17 protein-coding genes are annotated in these 19386 nt (G+C 66.7%); 6 read left to right on the top strand and 11 right to left on the bottom strand.

The annotated features are described in order from the left end of the window. Positions 1 to 39 precede the first annotated feature (39 nt). Both AC2YJX_RS13570 and AC2YJX_RS13565 read right to left on the bottom strand, forming a co-directional pair. Positions 40 to 1017 carry a M48 family metalloprotease gene (locus tag AC2YJX_RS13570; RefSeq protein WP_228896545.1) on the bottom strand — a complete coding sequence of 326 codons (978 nt, stop codon included), beginning with the start codon at positions 1015 to 1017 and terminating at the stop codon, positions 40 to 42. Positions 1018 to 1027: 10 nt separating this feature from the next. Further along, positions 1028 to 1639, bottom strand: coding sequence for an SH3 domain-containing protein (locus tag AC2YJX_RS13565; RefSeq protein WP_121505639.1), 612 nt, complete (start codon positions 1637 to 1639; stop codon positions 1028 to 1030). Positions 1640 to 1703: 64 nt separating this feature from the next. Here AC2YJX_RS13565 and AC2YJX_RS13560 point away from each other — a divergent pair, with 64 nt between their 5' ends. From AC2YJX_RS13560 to AC2YJX_RS13550, 3 genes are all read left to right on the top strand, one after another. Next, the gene (locus tag AC2YJX_RS13560) at positions 1704 to 2534 is read left to right on the top strand and encodes an SDR family oxidoreductase (protein WP_487256306.1); all 831 of its coding nucleotides are present in this window, start codon (positions 1704 to 1706) and stop codon (positions 2532 to 2534) included. 308 nt (positions 2535 to 2842) lie between these two features. Next, positions 2843 to 3952, top strand: coding sequence for a TRAP transporter substrate-binding protein (locus AC2YJX_RS13555; protein WP_228896551.1), 1110 nt, complete (start codon positions 2843 to 2845; stop codon positions 3950 to 3952). Further along, positions 3949 to 6630, top strand: coding sequence for a bifunctional diguanylate cyclase/phosphodiesterase (locus tag AC2YJX_RS13550; RefSeq protein WP_207401971.1), 2682 nt, complete (start codon positions 3949 to 3951; stop codon positions 6628 to 6630). The genes AC2YJX_RS13555 and AC2YJX_RS13550 overlap by 4 nt, the downstream gene beginning before the upstream one ends. 12 nt (positions 6631 to 6642) lie before the next feature. Here the strand turns inward: AC2YJX_RS13550 and AC2YJX_RS13545 are convergent, their stop codons facing one another. Further along, on the bottom strand, positions 6643 to 7542 hold the full coding sequence (locus AC2YJX_RS13545) for a DMT family transporter (protein ID WP_121505642.1): 900 nt from the start codon (positions 7540 to 7542) through the stop codon (positions 6643 to 6645). A gap of 140 nt (positions 7543 to 7682) precedes the next feature. Here AC2YJX_RS13545 and AC2YJX_RS13540 point away from each other — a divergent pair, with 140 nt between their 5' ends. After that, positions 7683 to 8666, top strand: coding sequence for a quinone oxidoreductase family protein (locus AC2YJX_RS13540; protein WP_487256305.1), 984 nt, complete (start codon positions 7683 to 7685; stop codon positions 8664 to 8666). After that, positions 8663 to 9520: an NUDIX hydrolase gene (locus tag AC2YJX_RS13535; RefSeq protein ID WP_228896557.1), complete on the top strand. Its 858-nt coding sequence runs from the start codon at positions 8663 to 8665 to the stop codon at positions 9518 to 9520. Before AC2YJX_RS13540 ends, AC2YJX_RS13535 begins: the two co-directional genes overlap by 4 nt. On the opposite strand, the gene AC2YJX_RS13530 is transcribed toward AC2YJX_RS13535, so the two are convergent. Further along, positions 9474 to 10523 carry an NAD(P)H-binding protein gene (locus AC2YJX_RS13530; RefSeq protein WP_487256304.1) on the bottom strand — a complete coding sequence of 350 codons (1050 nt, stop codon included), beginning with the start codon at positions 10521 to 10523 and terminating at the stop codon, positions 9474 to 9476. The two genes, AC2YJX_RS13535 and AC2YJX_RS13530, sit on opposite strands and share 47 nt — an antisense overlap. A 95-nt stretch (positions 10524 to 10618) precedes the next feature. On the opposite strand from AC2YJX_RS13530, the gene AC2YJX_RS13525 reads away from it, so the two are divergent. Further along, entirely contained in the window at positions 10619 to 11530 is a 912-nt protein-coding gene (locus tag AC2YJX_RS13525) for a LysR family transcriptional regulator (RefSeq protein ID WP_228896560.1), read from the top strand. A 121-nt stretch (positions 11531 to 11651) separates the two neighbouring features. Here the strand turns inward: AC2YJX_RS13525 and AC2YJX_RS13520 are convergent, their stop codons facing one another. The 7 genes from AC2YJX_RS13520 to AC2YJX_RS13490 form a co-directional block, all read right to left on the bottom strand. After that, positions 11652 to 13304: a Na/Pi cotransporter family protein gene (locus tag AC2YJX_RS13520; protein ID WP_121422825.1), complete on the bottom strand. Its 1653-nt coding sequence runs from the start codon at positions 13302 to 13304 to the stop codon at positions 11652 to 11654. Positions 13305 to 13624: 320 nt separating this feature from the next. Then, the gene (locus AC2YJX_RS13515; RefSeq protein WP_487256303.1) at positions 13625 to 14452 is read right to left on the bottom strand and encodes a phosphodiesterase; all 828 of its coding nucleotides are present in this window, start codon (positions 14450 to 14452) and stop codon (positions 13625 to 13627) included. A 37-nt stretch (positions 14453 to 14489) separates the two neighbouring features. After that, positions 14490 to 15551, bottom strand: a complete 1062-nt coding sequence (locus AC2YJX_RS13510; protein WP_487256302.1) for an ABC transporter ATP-binding protein — start codon at positions 15549 to 15551, stop codon at positions 14490 to 14492. After that, positions 15541 to 16338 carry an ABC transporter permease gene (locus AC2YJX_RS13505; protein WP_487256301.1) on the bottom strand — a complete coding sequence of 266 codons (798 nt, stop codon included), beginning with the start codon at positions 16336 to 16338 and terminating at the stop codon, positions 15541 to 15543. Before AC2YJX_RS13505 ends, AC2YJX_RS13510 begins: the two co-directional genes overlap by 11 nt. A gap of 8 nt (positions 16339 to 16346) precedes the next feature. After that, positions 16347 to 17180 carry an ABC transporter permease gene (locus AC2YJX_RS13500; protein ID WP_487256300.1) on the bottom strand — a complete coding sequence of 278 codons (834 nt, stop codon included), beginning with the start codon at positions 17178 to 17180 and terminating at the stop codon, positions 16347 to 16349. A 19-nt stretch (positions 17181 to 17199) separates the two neighbouring features. Further along, positions 17200 to 18213 carry an ABC transporter substrate-binding protein gene (locus tag AC2YJX_RS13495; RefSeq protein ID WP_487256299.1) on the bottom strand — a complete coding sequence of 338 codons (1014 nt, stop codon included), beginning with the start codon at positions 18211 to 18213 and terminating at the stop codon, positions 17200 to 17202. A 17-nt stretch (positions 18214 to 18230) separates the two neighbouring features. After that, positions 18231 to 19250, bottom strand: coding sequence for a LacI family DNA-binding transcriptional regulator (locus AC2YJX_RS13490; RefSeq protein ID WP_487256298.1), 1020 nt, complete (start codon positions 19248 to 19250; stop codon positions 18231 to 18233). Positions 19251 to 19386 lie beyond the last annotated feature (136 nt).

Genomic DNA, 19386 nt, shown 5'->3' with positions numbered 1-19386 from the left:
GGCAGCGGAGAGCGGGTGCGCGCTCTCCTTGGGGGTGACTTATCCCGCCTTCTTTGCCGCTGCAGGCCGGGCAGAGGGTGCTGGTGCATTGGCAGGCGCACTGCCGCCCAGGCGCTGTGCAATCGATGCGCGCGACCCGCCCAGCCCATCGAGCTGGCGGCCCATGGACTGCTCCAGGTAATCCAGACGGGCCTGTGCGGCGGGGTGGGTGGACATCGTCAGCGTGAACATGGGGTTGTCCGGCGTGACGGTGCGCAGCTGCTGCAGCACCGAGACCAGACCGTAGGGGTCAAAACCCGCCTTGGCCGCCAGCGACACCCCGGTGCGGTCCGCCTCGAATTCGTCGGACTGGCTCAGCCCCTTGGTGTAGACGGTGCGGAACAGCGACAGCAGCTGGTCCTTGACGAGCTGCCCGGCGATGTTGCTGGTGCGGATCTGCGAGGCCAGCAGTTGCGTGCCGACCCCCGCCATGGCGCTTTGCCGGATGGCCTGGAGGTGGTGTTTGGAGGTCACGTGCGTGATCTCGTGCGCCAGGATGCCCGCCAGCTCGGACTCGTCGGCGCAGCGGTCAATGAGCCCCTTGGTCACGAACACATAGCCGCCCGGCGCGGCAAAGGCGTTGTAGCCTGCGTCGTCCAGCACCACAAAGGTCCACGGCAGGCCAGGGCGCGACGACTGCAGGCTCACCCACCGGCCCAGGCGGTTCACATAGCGCTGCAGTGCCATGTCCGGGTGGGCGGGCTTGGCGCCCAGCAGCAGGGCGGCCAGCTGGCGGCCGATCTCGATTTCCTTGGCCTCGTCGATGTTCTCCATCGACTGCGTGAGCAGGCTGATCAGATCGTCACCCTGCGCCGCCGGAGCGGCTTTGCCCCCCGTGATGGCCGAGCCCAGCCCGCCCCCCAGGGAGTTGAGGATGTTCATCACGTTCTGGCTGTGGGCGGCCAGGGGCGCTGCGGCGAGCAGCGCGCACAAGGCTGCCGTCTGCGCGCGGCGTTTCCAGGTGGAATTCCGGTTCATGGCCATTTCCTCAGTTAGGGCTGTAGTTGGGGTCGGAGGGGTTGCTGGACCCGCTGCCGGAGCCCCGACTGGATGTGGGCAGTGCGGGCTGCGCCAGGGCGGGCACATCCCGGGATTGCAGGGACGCCGAGCTGGCGAACTGGCGCGCCTGGTCGGCATTCACCCGCAGGCTTTCTGCCCGGCCGACGGCGGCAGGATTGGGCTGCGCATTGGCGATGTCTTCAGCATCCAGGCCACGAATGCCCACCGTGGACGTGGCCGTGGTGGTGGAGCCGCTGTTGCCGCCAAACAGCCCGCCCAGGCCTCGCAGGCCGCTGGTGGCGGCGTTGTTGGTGGGCGTGGCCGACCCCGACTGCGGTCCCAGGTCGAACATGTGCACCCAGCCGGTGGCGCCTTGCTGTGTGCTCACCTTGGTCCAGGGGCCCTTGCGCTCGTTGCTGCGCGTGACCACGGTGTTGGCCTCCAGCGGGGCCACGCTCGCACCGCTGTCGGCGGGGGTGTCGCGCAACTGGGTGGCACGCTTGACCACGGCCGCCTCCTGCGCATGCGCGCTACCTGCCAGGGGTGCCAATGCGGCCCATGCCAGCCAGGTGGCCAGGGCTCCGCGGTGCAGCCAATTCATGTTGCAGCTCTCCACTTATGATGATCTGTGAATGCTGCGGCTTGCAGCAGAACCGGAGATTGTTATGGATTTGGGTATCGCAGGCAAATGGGCGCTGGTGTGTGGCGCGAGCAAGGGTTTGGGCTATGGCTGTGCGCTGGCCCTGGTGCGTGAGGGCGTCAATGTGGTCATCAACGCCCGCAATGCCCAGGCGCTGGAGCAGGCTGCTACACAATTGGTAGCTGAAGGCGCAATGCAGGAAAGCGCTGGCGGCCAAAAAAGCTCCAAACCGACGGTGCTGGCGGTAGCTGCTGACATCACCACCGCCGAGGGCCGTGCTGCCGTGTTCTCCGTGACAGGTGGCCCGGGCCGTGACTTTGACATCGTGGTGACAAATGCCGGCGGCCCGCCCACGGGCGACTTCCGCGACTGGGACCGCGATGCATGGATCAAGGCCGTGGACGCCAACATGCTCACCCCCATCGAACTGATCAAGGCCACAGTGGACGGCATGGCTGCGCGAGGCTTTGGCCGCATCGTCAACATCACCTCCAGCGCGGTGAAGGCGCCCATCGACATCCTGGGCCTGTCCAACGGCGCGCGCAGCGGGCTCACGGGCTTTGTGGCGGGGGTCTCGCGCAGCAAGATCGCTGCACGGGGCGTCACCATCAACAACCTCTTGCCCGGCAAGTTCGACACCGACCGACTGGCCGCCACCGTGACCGCTGCTGCCGGTAAGGCTGGCAAGAGCGTGGACGATGTTCGCGCGCAACAGCAGGCCCAGATTCCGGCAGGGCGGTATGGCACGGCGCAGGAGTTTGGTGCCATCTGCGCTTTCCTGTGCAGCCAGCAGGCGGGTTATATGACCGGGCAGAACGTGCTGGCGGACGGCGGCGCTTATCCTGGGACCTTCTGACCCGGGTTGAGACAGAAGGTCAACCCGTCGTCTGTGGTCACTGGCGGGCGAAGGAGATTCCCTGGCGGCAGGGCGTGGCGTTTTGCAGACAGCTTTGCCCGCCGAGGGGGAAAACTTGGTGAAGAATGGTGCCCCAGCATTCCAACCCGAAAGTACCGGAACATGACACCGCGCATCCCTCCCCAGGGCGGCCTTCCAGACCTCTATGCGATCCATGGATGCCGCTGGGGCGCTGGCATGGCCCTGGGCATGAAGGGTGCGCGGCGGTGGCCGTCCACTGCCCCCCGGTTGACGAGCCAGAAGTTGCCATGCAGCCCAAACCCGCTGTGACTTCCCGCCTTCTGCACCGCATCGCTGCACTGTGCGTGGCATGGGCCGCGCTGGGTTGTTCGCCACAGGCTGTGGGCCAGCCTGCGGCCACCCCGGCAGCGGCCACTGCGCCCTACAAGCTGCGCATCGTGGGGGGGCTGGCAGGTATCAACCAGTACACCCGGCAGGAAGAGCCCTTCTGGAGCAAGGAACTGCTCCGCTTGAGCGGTGGCCGGTTTGACGCTGAAATCGTGCCCTTTGACCGAGCGGGCGTGCCTGGCGCCGAAATGCTGCGCCTGCTGCAGCTGGGTGTGGTGCCTTTTGGCACCACGCTCATGAGCTCGTTCACGGCCCAGTACCCCGAGTACACCGCACCCGATCTGGCGGGGCTGAACCCCGACATTGCCACGCTCAAGACCACGCTGGCGGCGTTTCGCCCTTACCTGGAGAAGAGTCTGCGTGACCAGCACGGCGTGGAGGCGCTGGCGATGTATGTGTATCCGGCCCAGGTGGTGTTTTGCAAGAAGCCCCTGCGCGGGCTGGCCGATCTGGCCGGGCGCCGCACGCGCGTGTCGTCATCCACCCAGGCGGATTTTGTCGGGGCGCTCGGCGGCATCCCCGTGCTGACTGGCTTCGCGCAGATCGTGCCCAGCCTCACGGCGGGCAATACCGAGTGCGCCATCACCGGCACCATGTCGGGCAACACGCTGGGGCTGCATACCATGACCTCCCATGTGCATGCGCTGCCCGTGACTTGGGGACTGGCGGTGTTCAGCGCCAACAAGGCCGCCTGGGAGGCTCTGCCACCCGATCTGCGGGCCCTGCTGCGGCGCGAGCTGCCCCGGCTGGAGGCCGCCATCTGGGAGGAGTCCGAGCGCGAAACCTCCGACGGCATGGCCTGCAACCGTGGCATCCCCGCCTGTGTGGGGGGACGCAAGGGCAGCATGGTGGTGGTGCCGGTGTCTGCGCAGGATGAACGCAGCCGCCAGGAGATCCTTGCCTCCACCGTGCTGCCGCGCTGGGTGCAGCGCTGCGGGCCGCGTTGCGCCCAGGTGTGGAACCAGACGATCGGTCCCGTCCGTGGCCTGGCTGCGGCCCCGGCGAAATGAGGGATACCACGACCCCACTGCGCATCAGGGCCTTTGTATGGGCCGGGGCGGCGGTGTTCATTGCGGCGGTGGTGATGGTGTCTGCCGCGCTGGTATGGAACGCTCGCAAGGTGGCGCTGGACGATTACGAAGCCCAGGCCACCCGTTTTGTGGCGGGTGCCGAAGCGGCGCTCAATCGTTCCCTGCTGGCGGTGGACGTGCTGCTGGCCAGCATGGACGAACTGCTGGGCCTGTCGGGTTCGATGAGCGAATGGGTGGACCCTGACCTTGCAAGCCAGCGCCTGCGCAGCTCCGCTCGGCAGAACCTGATGGTGCGCTATGTGGCGCTGCTGGACGCGAACGGCAAGACCATCGCCTCTTCCGATGCGGCTGGCAGTGCGCTGCCGCTGCAGCTGCCTCCCGGTTTTCTGGCGTCTGTGCTGGAGCAGCCCGTTTCCACCCTGATGATCAGCCCGCCGGTGGTGAGCTTTGCGACTGCCGAGCGCGTGCTGTATTTTGCGCGCCACCTGCGCATGGCCGACAGTTCCCTTGTGGTGGCCATTGCCGAATTGCCGGTGGGGGCGCTCAGCTCGGTGCTGGTCCAGGGTGTGGACATCACAGGCCTGCAAGTGACGCTGGAGCGTGCCGGAGGGCTGCTGCTGCTGAGCGCGCCCAACCGCGAAGAGGCGATCACGCCCGTGCTGTCCCCGCCACTGCAGGAGGTGGCCGCCCTGGGGCAGGCGTGGAAGGCACCCGCCCGCTTGAGTGGCGAGCCGGCGCTGGTGGTCTACCGACCCATCCTGTACCAGGACCTGCGCATCTCGGCGAGCATTCCGCTGCGCGATGCGCTGGCAGGCTGGCGCGACCAGCGCAACGCCATTGCACTGACGGGTCTGTTGTTTGTGGCCATGATCGTGGCAGCGGGCAACCTGGCGCTGCGCTACCTGGACCGCATGTCCCAGGCGCGGCTTGCCATTGCGCAGTCCAAGGCCACCCTCGACCAGGCACTGGAGTCGATGGTGAGTGGTTTTGTTCTGCTCGACGGCGAGCAGCGCGTGGTGCAATGGAACAGCCGGTTTGAGGAAATTTTCCCCTGGCTGCGCGCCGTGATGGCGCCCATGGTGCCGTTTCGGCGCGTGATGGAAGAGACCGCCCGGCACCATCTGCCGCGCGCCAGCGAGGAAGAACGCATGCGCTGGGTGGAGCTGCGGCTGCTCAAGCAGAACCAGCACCATGAGCCCCATGAGCAGGTGCTGCCCAATGGCCGCACGATCCAGATCACCGAACGGCCCACGCCCGAAGGCGGGCTGGTCATCACCTACCACGACGTGACGGCCCTGCGCCGCGCCAGCGCTGAGATTGAGAGCCTGGCCTTCTACGACCCTCTGACCAATCTGCCCAACCGCCGGCTGCTGATGGACCGCATGCAGCAGGTGATTGCGGCCAGTGTGCGCAGCGGGCAGTACGGGGCCTTGCTGTTCCTGGATCTGGACCACTTCAAGACGCTGAACGACACCATGGGCCATGAGGTGGGCGACATGCTGCTGCGCCAGGTGGCAGAGCGCCTGAAGACCTGCGTGCGCCGCGAGGACACCGTGGCGCGCCTGGGGGGAGACGAGTTCGTGGTCATGCTGCACGAGCTGTCGCTGCACAGCGAAGAGGCGGCTGCCTATGCGCGCCGCGTGGGCGAAAAGATCCTGCGCACGCTCAACATGCCGTACTCGCTGGCCGGGCTCAGCCACCACAGCACGCCCAGCATTGGGGCCACGCTCATGGGCGGGGCGCTGCAGCCCTCGGTCGATCTGCTCAAACAGGCCGACATCGCCATGTACCAGGTCAAGTCGCAGGGCCGCAATGCGCTGTGTTTTTTCGATCCGCAGATGCAGATTGCCATCAGCGTGCGCGCGCAGCTGGAGGGGGATCTGCAGGCCGCGCTGGCCGCGCGGCAGTTCGCGCTGCACTACCAGCCCCAGTTCCATCTGGACGGGCGCATCGTGGGCGCCGAGGCGCTGATCCGCTGGATCCATCCCGAGCGCGGCCTGATTGCGCCGAGCGCCTTCATAGGCGTGGCAGAAGAAAGCGAACTCATCGTGCCCATGGGCCACTGGGTGCTGCGCACCGCGTGCGAGCAGCTGGCGGCGTGGGAGAACGATGCCCGCTACCGGCACGTACCGCTGTCGGTCAACGTGAGCGCCCGGCAGTTCCGCCAGCGCGACTTCGTGGCCCGCGTGGTCGAGGTGCTGCGCGAGACCGGCGCGCGGCCCCACCTGCTCAAGCTGGAGCTGACCGAGTCGCTGGTGCTGGACAACGTGGACGACACCATTGCCAAGATGGGCCTGCTCAAGACCAAGGGTGTGCGCTTTTCGGTGGACGACTTCGGCACGGGCTACTCGTCGCTGGCCTACCTCACGCGGCTGCCGCTGGACCAGCTCAAGATCGACCAGTCCTTTGTGCGCAACCTGGGTGTGCGGCACACCGACGACGTGATCGTGCAGACCATCATCGGCATGGCGCGCAACCTGGAGCTGGATGTGATTGCCGAAGGTGTGGAAACCGCACAGCAGAAAGCCCTGCTGGCAGACTATGGCTGCCAGCTCTTTCAGGGCTATTTGCTGGGCATGCCCGGGCCGGTATCGGAGCTCGAAGTCTTGTTGCAGCAGGCCGCAACACAAGCCTCGGCCGAAGGCGCAGCAGGCTGATCCCGCCTGCCGCTATCGCCGCGACGACACCACGATCCCGCCCACGATCAGTGCGAATGCCACACCGTGGAAAAGCTGTGGGGTTTCCCCTAAAAAGGCGGCCGACAGGATGCCCGCAAACAGCGGGGTGAGGTTCACGAAGAAGCCCGCCACCGCAGGCCCGGCGCGCTCCACCCCCACGCCCCAGCAGCGATAGGCCAGCACGGCGGGGCCCACGGCGATGAAAGCCAGCGCTGCGATCAGCGGCCAGCCCCATGCGATGTGGGTGTGGCCCATCGCCCATTCCACGCCCGCGAAGCTGCCCGACCATGCCAGGCCAAACACCATCTGCGCCATCAAAAAAGCGGCCCAGTCGCCCCGGATGCGGGCGGGCTCGCTGGTGCGCGACAGCAGCCAGCTGTAGAACGCCCACGAGATGGTGGCCAGCAGCATGAACACATCGCCTGGCACGAGGCGAAAAGCCAGCAGCTGCGACCACTCGCCCCGGCTGAGCACCAGCAGCACGCCACACATCGACAGCAGCGCGCCCAGCAGCTGCCGCCGCGTGACCGTCGCGCCAAAGAACAGCGCCCCCACGGCCAGCATCCACACCGGCATGCTGGAGCCCACCAGCGTCACGTTGATGGGCGTGGAAGTCTGCAGCGCCATGTACTGCAGCGCGTTGTACAGGCCAATGCCGAGCAGCCCCAGCAGTGCATAGCGGCGCCAGTGGGGCCACAGCGGGCTGTCCTTGCGCAGCACGTTGTACGCGAGCGGCAGCAGGATGAAGAAAGCCAGCACCCAGCGGATGAAATTGAGCGTGATGGGCGGGATCAGGTCGTGCACCAGCCGGCCTGTGACGGCGTTGCCAGCCCACAGCAGCGGCGGTATCACCAGCAGCGCCGCCGTACCGGGCGTGAGTCTTTGAGTCATGGGCTGCACTGTAACGGTGCAGGGCAGGACAAGGCTTTCAGATTCATGGCAGGATGGCCGCCGTTTGTCTCGCCCGTTACAGGCCCTATCCATGCCCGTTGGGGACCCGTTCAACACCCGTTATCCAGGAGCGTTTTGCCATGAGCCTTGCCGTCCAGATCCGCCAGCACGGTGGTCCCGAAGAACTTCACATCGTTGACGTCACCGTGGGCGAGCCCGGCCCCGGCGAGATCCGCATCCGCCACCACGCCATCGGCCTGAACTTCATCGACGTGTACCACCGCACGGGGTTGTACCCCCTGAACATGCCCGCCACCATCGGCATGGAAGGCGCGGGCGTGGTCGAAGCCGTGGGCGAGGGCGTTGCGCACCTGAAGGTGGGCGACCGCGCTGCCTACGCCAGCCAGCCCCCCGGCGCTTATTGCGAAGTGCGGGTGATGCCCGCCAAGTGTGTGTGCAAGCTGCCCGATGCCATCAGCTTTGAGACGGGCGCGGCCATGATGCTCAAGGGCCTGACGGCGCAGTACCTGCTCAAGAAGACGCTGCCCGTGGAAGGCCTGCAGCCCGGCGACCATGTGCTGTTCCACGCCGCTGCGGGTGGGGTAGGCCTGATCGCCAGCCAGTGGGCCAAGGCGCTGGGACTGCAGCTCATCGGCACGGCAGGCACCGATGCCAAGTGCCAGCTGGCCCTGGCCAACGGCGCGGCGCACGCCATCAACTATCAAAAAGAAGATTTCGCAGCCCGGGTCAAAGAGATCACCGGCGGCAAGGGCGTGAAGGTGGTGTACGACTCGGTGGGCAAGGACACCTGGGACAAGTCACTCGACTGCCTGCGTCCCTTTGGCCTCATGGCCAGCTTCGGCAACGCCTCGGGCCCCGTGGCACCGTTTGCACCGGGTTCGCTGGGCGCCAAGGGCTCGCTCTACGTCACTCGCCAGACGCTGTTCACCCACATCGCCACGCGCGAAAGCACGCAGGCCATGGCCGACGACCTGTTTGCCGTGGTGGCCAGTGGGCAGGTGAAGATCCACATCGACCAGCGCTACCCGCTGGCCGACGTGCAGCAGGCGCACCGCGACCTGGAAGCACGCAAGACCACGGGCTGCACCATTCTCACGCTGTGACAGCCTCCTACCCCGGCGCATCGTTCGACCAGTGGCTGGTGGGCGCGCGGCAACTGGCGCACCAGCCCGCCCGCCAGCCACGCCAACCCTTGCGGGTGGCGGGGCAGGTGGTAGGGTCGGTGGCGGAAGGATTTCTAAGCAAAATAAGCCTCCAGCGCTTATTGGATAAGCGCTACCAGCTATCAATGGGTGAGCATGGCGGCGCCCCTGCATGGAGTCTGCATCTGCCGCCCGAAGCTGCCTCTGATGCCAACGTCAACGCCACCACCGACGCCCTGAACACCCTGGCCGAAGCGCTGCGCGACGCCAACCTGTGTGGCCCGTGGCGCAACGAGCAACTGGCGGTGACCAACCCCAGCGGCGAAGTCGTGGGCACCGTGGAGCGGGGTGCCGTGCGTGTGCTGGGCATCACCACCTGCGCCGTGCACCTGGTGGGCCTGGCACCCGATGGGCGCATGTGGGTGCAAAAGCGTTCGCTGAACAAACCCAACGACCCAGGCCTGTGGGACACGCTGATGGGCGGCATGATCTCGGCCGCCGACTCGTTGCCCCAAGCTCTGGTGCGCGAGACCTGGGAAGAAGCCGGGCTGCATGTGCACACCCTTGCCGGCGTGGCGCACGGTGGCCATGTGCTGTTCAGCCGCCCCAGCAGCGAGGGGGGCGGCGCGGGGTACATGGTCGAGCGCATCGACTGGTTCCGCGCCGTGGTGCCAGAGGGCATGGCGCCCGACAACCAGGACGGCGAGGTGGACGAGTTTGCACTGCTGCCCTTGGAAGAGGTGCGCGCGCAGGTTGCCCAGGGCCGGTTCACGCTGGAAGCCGGGCTGGTGATTGCGGGTTTCCTGGGGCTGTGAGCGGCGCTTTGGCCCCTGACAGGCAGCCTAAACCCAACAGCGTGGCCTGCACCGCCGCGTCCAGCGGCGTGTGGGGCTCTTCGCCCAGCACGGCGCGCAGCGGGTCGTTGGCCATGCGCACCGGTTGCCTCCACAGGTAGCGCATCTCCCGCAGTTCGCGCAGCGTGGCCACAAACGGCGAGGCGAGTGTGACCAGCCACCACGGAAAGGCCCGCACGTGCGGGGCCGCACCACCATGTGCCACCACGGTGCGGCCAATCGCGGCGGCCATCTGCGTGCCGTCGGCGTCCCAGTGCCCGGCCATGTGAAAGCGTGCAAACGCGGGCAGTGTGGCGCGGCGCTCCAGCAACTGCACCATGGTGCGCGCCACGTCGGGCAGGTATGACCATTGGTGGCCCACGCCGGGTGCGCCGGGCAGGTTCACCGCCTTCACGGGTTGGCCGGGCTTGACGAGGCCTTGCGAGAACCAGCTGTTGCCCACCTGGGGGCCAAAGTAGTCCCCCGCCCGCACGATGAGCACGCGGCAGGTGCCCGCGCGCAGCGGGTGGGGCTGGGTCGCCTGCTGCAGGCGCCGCTCCAGCTCCACGCGCACAGTGCCCTTGCGGGTGTGGGGGCGCTGCGGTGAGTCCTCGCGCAGCACTGGGAAGGCGTCGGGCCCGTAGTTGTAGATCGTGCCGGGCAGCACCACGGTGGCACCCACTGCGGTGGCCGCCGCAATGGTGTTGTCGATCATCGGCAGCACCAGCTCGCTCCAGCGCCGGTAGCCGGGCGGGTTGACCGCGTGCACGATCACGTCGCAGCCTGCGGCAGCGGCTACCACGTCCTCGCGCCGCATCGCGTCGCCGCGAATCCAGGCCATGCCGTCGCGTTGCTCCCCGGCCTGCGCCACGCCCCGGTGCAGTGCGCGCACCTGCCATCCCCGGTCGCGCAGCTGCCGCGCCACTTCGCCACCGATGCCCCCGGTCGCACCGAGAACCAGAACCGTATTGCCTGTGTTTGCCATGTTTTGCTCCAAAAAAAGTGGTGATGGATGCAGTGTGGTCGTGGGTGTTGTGAAATGGAATTACCGAAAATCAGCGCATGGCTATACATTTGTGTATGACACAACCTGCACACAAAGACATTGGCTGGGAGCTGTACCGCTCGTACCTGGGCGTGGTGCAAGAGGGATCGCTCTCGGGCGCAGCCCGCGCGCTGGGGGTGACACAACCCACGGTGGGGCGCCACATTGCGGCGCTGGAGCAGGCGCTGGGACTGGTGCTGTTCACCCGCTCGCAGCAGGGCCTGCTGCCGACCGAGGCGGCGCTGGCGCTGCGCCCCTACGCGCAAGCCATGGGCCACACCGCCGCTGCCCTGGTGCGCGCAGCCGACAGCCATGGCGGCGGCGTGCGGGGCACGGTGCGGGTGACGGCCAGCGAGGTGATCGGCGTGGAGGTGCTGCCGCCCATCCTGGCGCAACTGCAAGCCGAGCACCCGGCGCTGACGGTGGAACTGGTGCTCAGCAATCGCGTGCAGGACCTGCTGCAGCACGAGGCCGACATCGCCATCCGCATGACCGAGCCCCGCCAGGACGCATTGATCGCCCGCCGCGTCGGCAGCATTCCCTTGGGACTGCACGCCCACCCCAGCTACCTGCAGGCGCACGGCGTGCCCGAGACGCTGGCCGACCTCCCCCACCACCGCCTGATTGGTTTTGATGCAGAAACGCCCTTTTTGCGCGCCGCGCAAAAGGCGGTGCCCGCGTGGCGGCGCGACCAGTTTGCAGTGCGCAGCGACAGCGATGTGGCGCAACTGGCTTTCATGCGCGCCGGGGGCGGCATTGGCGTTTGCCAGGTGGCACTGGCGCGCCGTAGCACCCCGGCGCTGGTGCATGTGTTGCCACAGCAGTTTGTGTACGGGCTGGAAACCTGGGTGGTGATGCACGAAGACCTGCGCGCCAGCCCGCGCTGCAAGGTCACGCTGGATGCGTTGTGGACGGGGCTGCAGCGCTACGTGGCGGACGTGGAGTGACGGCGAGACAACGCCGCACAGCGGCAGTGGTGAGGTTTTGCTATAAAAATAATAGCTTTTAGCGCTTATGGATAAAGCGCTAGAGACCAGAAAAGGCTTGAATTTCTGCTGAAGGCGCTTCTCAAGCCTGGTCCGCCATCGCCCTTAGCCGGCTGGGCGCCAGTGCTCCGGCCGATTCCAGAATCGGGTAGGCCACCGAGCACAGCAGCGAGTTGATGCGCTTGAGTTCGCTGATCAGGTCGATGTGCAGCGAACTGGTCTCGATGCTTTGCACCGTGTTGTCCGACAGGCGCGCCAGGTGGGTGGCGGAATACGCGTGTTCCAGGTCGCGAAAGCGGGCTTTTTCTTCGAGCAGCTTTTGCGCATCGCGCACGCTGCCGTTGAGGAACACGCTCATCGCCAGGCGCAGGTTGTCGATCAGGCGGGCGTGCAGTTCGTTGATTTCTTCCATGCCCGCTTCGGAGAACTGGCGACCCTTCTTGATCTTCTTGTCCTCGATGTCGATCAGCACGCGCTCGATGATGTCGCCGATCTGCTCCATGTTGATCGTGAAGCTGATGATGTCGGCCCAGCGGCGGCCCTCGCGTTCATCCAGGGCCTCGCGCGAGATCTTGGTCATGTAGTACTTGATGGCCGAGTACAGGCCGTCCACCTCGTCGTCCAGTTTGCGCAGGTCCTGCGCCAGCTGCAGGTCGTCGGTGCGGATCACCTTGTGCAGGCCCAGCAGCATGGATTCGACCACGTCGGCCTGGTGCAGGGCCTCGCGCGCGGCGCACGAAATGGCCAGCGAGGGCGTGGCCAGGGCGGAGGGGTCCAGATGCTGGGGGCGGGTGCCCGCAGCCTGCGCCTTTTCCTTAGGCAGCAGGCGTTGCACCACGCGCGCCACTGTGCCCGTCAGGCCGATGCAGATGATGCCCACCACCACGTTGAATGCCAGGTGGAACAGCACCACCAGTGCTGCGATTTCGGGCACGTAGGGGCGCACATGCTGCAGCCACAGCCCGGTGAGCGGGGTCATGATGATGACGCCAATGATCTTGAAGAACAGGTTGCCCAGTGGCACCTGGCGCGTTTGCACGTTGGCCTTCATCGTGGTCAGCACCGCCAGTACGCCGCTGCCGAGGTTGGCGCCCAGCACCAGGCCTAGCGCCACGTCGGGCGGGATGCCGCCGGAGCCTGCCAGCGCGGCGGTGAGCAGCACGGTGGCGAGGCTCGAATACGCCACGATGGCCAGGATGGCGCCGGTGAAGATCTCCAGCAGCAGGTCGCTGGTCAGCGCCCCGAGCAGCGTACGCACCGTGGGTGACTGGGTGAGCACCGTGGTCGATTCGGTGATGAGGCGCAGCGCCAGCAGCATCAGCCCCAGGCCGATCAGCACCCTGCCCACCCGACCCACGGCCGTGTCCTTGCGCGAGATGAACAGCACCACACCCGCGAAGATGAACAGGGGCGACAGCCAGGACAAATCCATCGAGAACACCACCGCCATCACGCTCGTGCCCACGTCGGCGCCCAGCATCACAGCCAGCGCGGCGGGCAGGCCCACCAGGCCCTGGCCCACGAACGAGGACACGATGAGCGCCGTGGCCGTGCTCGACTGCACCACGGCGGTCACCCCGATGCCCGACAGCACGGCCGTGAACCGGTTGCTGACGCTGTGCGCGATCAACTGGCGCAAATTGGCGCCAAAGACACGCAGGATGCCGGTGCGCACCAGGTGGGTGCCCCAGATCAGCAGCGACACCGCTGCCAACAGATTCAAGAGATGCTTCATGAAAAACCGTTGTTTCTTCTTCTTGTGTCCACCCAAACGAGCATGCGCCATGCACTGCGCAGACGCAAGCGTTAAAGCTGGCGCCCGTGCAGGGAAGCGGTTTCATTCATTTCTGTGCCCGTAGGCGGCGGCAGGCGGGGAGGCATGAGCCTGGCTGCTCGGCTTCCGGGATGAAGAGCGCGCAGAAAATACTGCGGCACCCGGACCATTTGTCACAAAACTGACATATAAGCATACTCCTGATTGAGGAGTTGTGCAGCGATGACCCTGTCGCGGCTGGGTGCTCGGCGGTGGAGGTCTTGTCGCCAGGGCCCGTTTTTTCAGTCGATCAGCTGCCCGCCGTCATGAAACGGGTAGGGCCCCGCGTATTGGCCGCTGGCCACGGTGTGGCTGACCAGCCGCCCCCCCGCAGGCAGGGCGTGCAGCGCAAAGCCGGGCGGCTCCAGCATCCAGGCCGACGCGGCGTCGGGCGCCAGGTCCAGCCGCACCTGGTGCGCGGGCGATGGCACGGTGGCCGCGATGGTGCCGCCAAACCGCACCTGGATGGCCCGGTGCAGGTGCCCGCAGATCACACGCTCCACCTGCGGGTGGCGGGCCACGATGGCTTCGAGCGCATCGGCGCCTTCGCGCAGGCCGATGTCGTCCATGTGGCCAATCAGCGTGCGAAACGGTGGGTGGTGCATGGCGATCACCACCGGGCGGCTGGTGTGGCGTGCCAGCTCTTCCTCCAGCCATTGCAGGCGCTCTGTGCACAGGCTGCCCTCGCTGGCGCCGGGCACCACGGTATCGAGCGCGATGAGCTGCATGCCGCCCACCGGCACGCTGTACTGGATGAAGCCCTCGGACCCCAGGTAGTGGTGCTGCGGAAAGCTCGCGCGCATCTGCTCGCGGCTGTCGTGGTTGCCGGGCAGCAGGTACACCGGCATGTTCAGCGGCATGAGCAGGGCGCGCAGGTGCTCGTATTCGGCGGCGCGGCCAAAGTCTGTCAGGTCGCCAGTGATGACGGCGGCATGGGGCGCCTGCGGCAGCCGGTTCACGCTGGCCACGGCCTCGGCCAGATAGGGCGCGGTATTGATGCGGCCATAGGCCAGGCGGCCGGGCTCGCGGATGTGGGGGTCAGACAGTTGGAGCAGCAGCGTGGTGGTCATGGCTAAAAGGCGTGCAGGCGGGGTAGGGCTGGCTGGGTCAGTCGCTGGTTTCGTGGCAGGGCATGAGGCGCTCGGGGGCGATGCGCACGCCCACGGTGTCGCCCGTGCGGGCGGGGTGGTCGCGCGGCACATCGGCCATCAGCGGGGGCTGGTCGGCCAGGGTCAGAACCAGTTGCACGCGGTCGCCCAGAAAGCTGCGGCGCGTGACTTCGGCCTGACCCCAGCCAGTTTGAAGGGCCGACACCTCGATGTCTTCAGGCCGCACGAGCAAGGCCGTGTGGGCCTGCACGGCGGCAGGGCAGGGCAGAGGCAGCCCACCCAGCATCAACACGGCCTGGGCGCTTGCGGCGGCGTCCCGCTGGAGCCGGTTCACGCGGCCCAGAAACTGCGCCACAAAGGGGTGGGTGGGCGCGCGGTACAGCGTCTCGCCATCGCCCACCTGCACGATCTGGCCCGCGTGCATCACCGCCAGGCGGTCGGCAATGGCCAGGGCTTCCTGCTGGTCGTGGGTGACATGGATGGCTGTGATGTGCAGGCGCCGCAGCAGGTCGGCCAACTCGTCGCGCAGGGACTCCTTCAGTTTGGCATCCAGCGCGGTCAAGGGCTCGTCCAGCAGCAGCACGCGGGGGCGCACCGCCACGGCGCGGGCCAGGGCCACACGCTGGCGCTGGCCGCCGGAGAGCTCGGCGGGGCGCTTGTGTTCCAACCCTTGCAGGCGCACCAGGTCCACCAGCTCGCCCACGGTGCGGCGGCGCTCGGCCTCGGGCACGTTGCGGATCTTGAGGCCGTAGCCGATGTTGGCGGCCACCGTCATTTGCGGGAACAAGGCGTAGTGCTGGAACACCATGCCGATGCCACGCTGCTCGATGGGCAGGCGCGTCACGTCGGTGCCGCCAAAGGCAATGCGGCTGCCTTCATCGGGCGCCTCCAGCCCGGCAATCAGGCGCAGCAGTGTGGTCTTGCCGCAGCCCGATGGCCCCAGCAAGGCGACGACCTCGCCGGGCTCCACAGTGAGGTCGGTCGGCCGCAGGCCCCGCGTGCCATCAGGGTAGGTTTTGGCGCATTGGTTTATCTCCACGCGCGTGCGTTCAAGTTCCATGGTGTTTTTCGATCAGGGTGCCGACGGCCTGCAGGCCCCACAGCACGGGCAGGATGACGATAAGAAAGACCAGCGTGTAAGCGGAGCCGATCTCGATGCGCATGGACGCATAGCTGTCGGCCAGGCCCACGGGCAGGGTGCGGGTCAGCGGGGTGTGCAGCATCCAGGTGAGGTTGAATTCGCCCACCGACAGCGTGAACACCATCAGGCTGCCCGCCACGATGGCGGGCAGCACGGCGGGCACCAGCACACCCAGAAAGCGCTGCCCGAAGCTGGCACCCAGCGAGCGTGCCGCCTCTTCGAGCGAGAGCAGCTCCTTGCGCTGGAATGCAGCGCCCACGGTGCGCACCATGAACGGCAGGGTGAACACCATGTGCCCCACCAGGATGAACGCAAAGCTGGTGCGAAAGCCTTGCAGCGTGCCGTAGGCCAGGATCAAGGCCAGCGCGCTGGCCAGGCCGGGCACGGCCACTGGCAAGGTCAGCAGTTCTTCAAACAGGCGTGCGGCGCGCGAGCGGCTGCGTGCCAGCGCATAGGCACAGGGCACCCCGATCAGCAGGTTGCCCAGCACACACAGCAGCGCAAGGCCCAGCGACCAGCCCACGGTGCCACCGTACAGGTCCCACACCTCGTGCAGCCATCGTGTGGTGAGCCCGCTGGAAATGCCAGTGCTGTAGTTGTTGACGAGCCCCGCCATCACCGACAGCGCGATGGGGGCGAGCATGAACGCCGCCACCAGCGCCGTGAGCGCCAGCAGGGGGAAGGAGGCTTGTTGGGTCGTGCGCATGGTGGTGGTTACGCCCCGGCAGCCGGTGCCGGGCCCGCAACACGGCGGGACAGCCACAGCACCACCCAGGTGATGAGCCCCAGGGTGATCGACAGGCTGGCGGCCAGTGCAAAGTTGGCGTAGTTGGTGAACTCGTTGTAGATGGTGATGGGCAGCACCTCGAACTTGCTGGACAACGTGAACGCGGTGCCAAACGCGCCCATGGCCGTGGCGAACACAATGGCCCCGCACGACAGCGTGGTGGGCGCGAGTTCGGGCACCCACACGTCGCACACCACCCGCCAGCGCGGCGCGCCCAGCGAGCGGGCGGCTTCTTCCAGCGCCGCATCCATGGCCCCGGCCGCCGCTGTGTAGGTCGCAACGGCCCGTGGCAGCGAGAAGTACAGATAGGCCAGGAACAGCCCGGCCAGGCCGTAGGCAAACGTGACGCGGCCCAGGCCCAGCGCGTCCGTCAGGTCGGCCACCAAGCCTTGGCGGCCACCGAGCAAGATCATGAAAAAACCAATGATCACGCCTGGAAACGACAGCGGCAACGTCAGCAGCGACAGCAGCAGCTGCTGCCCTGTAAAACGGTGCCGCGCCAGCGTGATGCCCACGGCCGCGCCCAGCACCAGGGTGGCCAGCGTCACCGCCAGGGACAGCCCCAGTGTCTGCAGCAGGCTTTGCAGGTAGCGCGGGTGGGTGAGCACCACAAAGTAGGTCTCCCAGCCCTTGCTGGCGGGCAGCGCAATCAGCTGCACGATGGGCAGCAGCCAGAACGCTGCAAAGAATGCCACGGCAGGTGCGGTACACGCCAGCAGCAGCGCGCGGGATGGAGCAAAGCTGTTGTGGCGCATGTGCATCTCTCCAGCTCGCCCCGGCTTACTGGGCTTCTTTCAGGTAGCGGTCCGAGAAGGCCTTTTGCACTGCGGCCATCTTGCTGTAGTCCACCGTTTTGGCGCGTGCGTATTCGCTGGCAGGCAGGAAGCGGGCCTGCACCTCCTTGGACATGGCGCTGGCGCGCACGGGGCGCAGGTAGGCATTGGCCCACAGCGCCTGGCCTTCGTCCGACAACACAAAGTCCAGCACCTTCTTGCCGTTGTCGGCGTGCGGCGCGTTGGCCACCAGGCTCATCACGTAGGGCACCACCACCGTGCCTTCAGTGGGGATCACAAACTGCACATTGGCCTTGTCCTTGTACTTGGCGCGGTAGGCGTTGAAGTCGTAGTCCAGCAGGATCGCGATCTCGCCCGACAGTACACGGGCGTAAGACGTTTGCTTGGGAACGATGGGCTCGTTCTTCTGCAGCGCCTTGAAGTAGTCGATGCCAGGGCCGAAGTTGTCCAGCGTGCCGCCGCGCGCCTGGTTCACTGCCACAGCGCCCACATAGCCCACGAAGGCCGATGCCGGGTCCAGGTAGCCGATGAGGCCCTTGTAGTCGGGCTTGAGCAGGTCGGCCCAGGACTGCGGCACGGGCTTGCCCTTGAGTGCATCCACATTGACCATGAAGCCCAGGGTGCCCGAGTGGATTGTGAACCAGTGGCCTGCAGGGTCCTTCAGGCCATCGGGAATCTCGGCCCATGCAGCGGGCTTGTAGGCGGCCACCACGCTGTCCTTTTGCGCCTGGATGGCGAAGGTCACACCCAGGTAGGTTACATCCGCCACGGGGCTGGCTTTTTCTGCCACCAGCTGGGCCAGCGACTGGCCGGAGTTCTTGTTGTCTGGTGGCACGGTGATGCCGGTCTTGGCCTTGATGGCCTTGATCTGGCTGCCCCAGTCGGCCCATTCGGGCGGGCAGTTGTAGCAGATGGCGTTTTGCGCCATGGCCGTGGCACCGACTGCCAGGCCCCAGGCCAGCAGCGTGGCGCGGGTGAAGTTTTTGAGGGTTGTTTTCATGGATCAGCTCCTTGGGTTCAGGTGAGGGGAGGAACAAGGGAAGAGGCGGGCGGTGCGCAGGACTCGCCAGCGCGGAACTGGTGCGCCAGCGTCAGACCCATGTCGGGCCCCAGCGGGTTGCCACTGGCCACGGCCTGGGCCAGCAGCTCCACGCTGTGGCGGCCGATGTCGGCATTGGGTTGCACCACGGTGCTCAGTTGCGGAGTGAGGTCTTGCCCCAGCGCAATGCCGTCGAAGCCCACCACGCTCAGGTCGCGCGGCACCGCCAGGCCCGCCAGGTGCGCGGCGCGGATGCTGCGGATGGCCAGCAGGTCGTTGGAACACACCAGGGCCGTGGGGCGGTCTTGGCTGTTCAGGGCTTCGCCCAACACCTCTGGCGCAGCGGCCACGAAGGGCACCTGCAACACAGGATGGGCCCGCAGGCCTGCCTGCTCCATGCCGCGCGCGTAGCCCCGGCAGCGTTGTTGCGCGCGGTCAGAGGCGCTGAGCAGCCCGCTGACCATGGCGATGCGGCGGTGCCCCAGCGTGGCCAGATGGGTCACCACGTCGGCCACAGCCAGCTCGCTGTTCACCGATACGCAGGGGTGATCGGGGTGGTGGTTGTAGGCCAGCACATAGGGCAGACCCACCTCGGCCAGCCGCTGCAGTGCGGTGGAGGTGGCGGGGTTCGAAACCACCAGGATCATCCCGTCCACGTTGCCCGCCAGCAGCAGGTTCACGGCGCGGTCTTCCTGGTCCAGGCGGTAGTCGGTGGTGAACGGCGAGATGGCGTAGCCACCCGCTACGGCGGCCTGGGCAATGCCTTCCAGGCATTCGGCAAACACGGGGTTGGTGAGCGTGGGCAACACCACGCCCAGCACGCGGCTGCGCTGGGTGCGCAAGGTGCGCGCGCTGGCGTTGGGCAGATAGCCCAGGGTGCGGGCGATGTGCTCCACATGCTCGCGCGTGGCCGGGGCCACTTTGTCAGGCACGTTGAAAACACGCGACACGGTGGCAACCGACACACCGGCCTCGCGGGCGACTTCCAGAATGCTCATGGCAGTTTGGTGCAATACATTTGATGTAAACGTTTACATTGCAACCGCTGACCGTGACATGCGCATGACACGGCATGCGACAAGAGCAACTGGCGCTACAAAGCAAACAGCCCGCGCGAGGCGGGCTGTTGCAAGG

This window comes from Acidovorax sp. SRI_002 (assembly GCF_057586455.1).
This window is presented reverse-complemented; position numbering and strand designations above follow the sequence as displayed.

What these genes read in the sequence shown, in the direction of transcription:
- AC2YJX_RS13570 (WP_228896545.1), bottom strand. Translation starts at nt 1,017, where the DNA reads ATGAACCGGAATTCCACCTGGAAACGCCGCGCGCAGACGGCAGCCTTG.
- AC2YJX_RS13565 (WP_121505639.1), bottom strand. Translation starts at nt 1,639, where the DNA reads ATGAATTGGCTGCACCGCGGAGCCCTGGCCACCTGGCTGGCATGGGCC.
- AC2YJX_RS13560 (WP_487256306.1), top strand. Translation starts at nt 1,704, where the DNA reads ATGGATTTGGGTATCGCAGGCAAATGGGCGCTGGTGTGTGGCGCGAGC.
- AC2YJX_RS13555 (WP_228896551.1), top strand. Translation starts at nt 2,843, where the DNA reads ATGCAGCCCAAACCCGCTGTGACTTCCCGCCTTCTGCACCGCATCGCT.
- AC2YJX_RS13550 (WP_207401971.1), top strand. Translation starts at nt 3,949, where the DNA reads ATGAGGGATACCACGACCCCACTGCGCATCAGGGCCTTTGTATGGGCC.
- AC2YJX_RS13545 (WP_121505642.1), bottom strand. Translation starts at nt 7,542, where the DNA reads ATGACTCAAAGACTCACGCCCGGTACGGCGGCGCTGCTGGTGATACCG.
- AC2YJX_RS13540 (WP_487256305.1), top strand. Translation starts at nt 7,683, where the DNA reads ATGAGCCTTGCCGTCCAGATCCGCCAGCACGGTGGTCCCGAAGAACTT.
- AC2YJX_RS13530 (WP_487256304.1), bottom strand. Translation starts at nt 10,523, where the DNA reads ATGGCAAACACAGGCAATACGGTTCTGGTTCTCGGTGCGACCGGGGGC.
- AC2YJX_RS13525 (WP_228896560.1), top strand. Translation starts at nt 10,619, where the DNA reads ATGACACAACCTGCACACAAAGACATTGGCTGGGAGCTGTACCGCTCG.
- AC2YJX_RS13520 (WP_121422825.1), bottom strand. Translation starts at nt 13,304, where the DNA reads ATGAAGCATCTCTTGAATCTGTTGGCAGCGGTGTCGCTGCTGATCTGG.
- AC2YJX_RS13515 (WP_487256303.1), bottom strand. Translation starts at nt 14,452, where the DNA reads ATGACCACCACGCTGCTGCTCCAACTGTCTGACCCCCACATCCGCGAG.
- AC2YJX_RS13510 (WP_487256302.1), bottom strand. Translation starts at nt 15,551, where the DNA reads ATGGAACTTGAACGCACGCGCGTGGAGATAAACCAATGCGCCAAAACC.
- AC2YJX_RS13505 (WP_487256301.1), bottom strand. Translation starts at nt 16,338, where the DNA reads ATGCGCACGACCCAACAAGCCTCCTTCCCCCTGCTGGCGCTCACGGCG.
- AC2YJX_RS13500 (WP_487256300.1), bottom strand. Translation starts at nt 17,180, where the DNA reads ATGCACATGCGCCACAACAGCTTTGCTCCATCCCGCGCGCTGCTGCTG.
- AC2YJX_RS13495 (WP_487256299.1), bottom strand. Translation starts at nt 18,213, where the DNA reads ATGAAAACAACCCTCAAAAACTTCACCCGCGCCACGCTGCTGGCCTGG.
- AC2YJX_RS13490 (WP_487256298.1), bottom strand. Translation starts at nt 19,250, where the DNA reads ATGAGCATTCTGGAAGTCGCCCGCGAGGCCGGTGTGTCGGTTGCCACC.